This is a genomic window from Flavobacterium sp. FlaQc-48, assembly GCF_044007335.1.
In the GTDB taxonomy this organism is placed as follows: domain Bacteria; phylum Bacteroidota; class Bacteroidia; order Flavobacteriales; family Flavobacteriaceae; genus Flavobacterium.
Genome location: NZ_JBIPCR010000085.1, coordinates 1 through 283 on the forward strand (window position 1 = coordinate 1; position 283 = coordinate 283).

Below are 283 nucleotides of genomic sequence, written 5' to 3' on the forward strand. Positions count from 1 at the left end.
AGCCTGCTCTTCAAATAAATCTACTATAGTCTTATCTAATGGATAGGCAACATCAGTGTTATTGAAAACATCCAATAATTGATGTGATTCTTCTTGGGTAAGCATCGCTAAACTGCTTATAGGCTGCGTGATATTGCTTACAATACCAACCAACAGCTCCTGATAATGCAGCAGCATTCGGTCTATTGTTGCTTTATCAAATAAAGCGGTGCAATAATTTATTCCTAATGAAATACCATGGTTACTCTCTGATACACTAAATGTTAAATCAAATTGAGCTGTA

At 35.3% G+C, this 283-nt stretch carries 1 protein-coding gene; it reads right to left on the reverse strand.

Annotated features, from left to right (window positions below; translation table 11 throughout):
* The coding region (locus ACHRWY_RS27680) for a condensation domain-containing protein (protein WP_395359252.1) at nt 1-283 on the reverse strand (283 nt) is incomplete at both ends.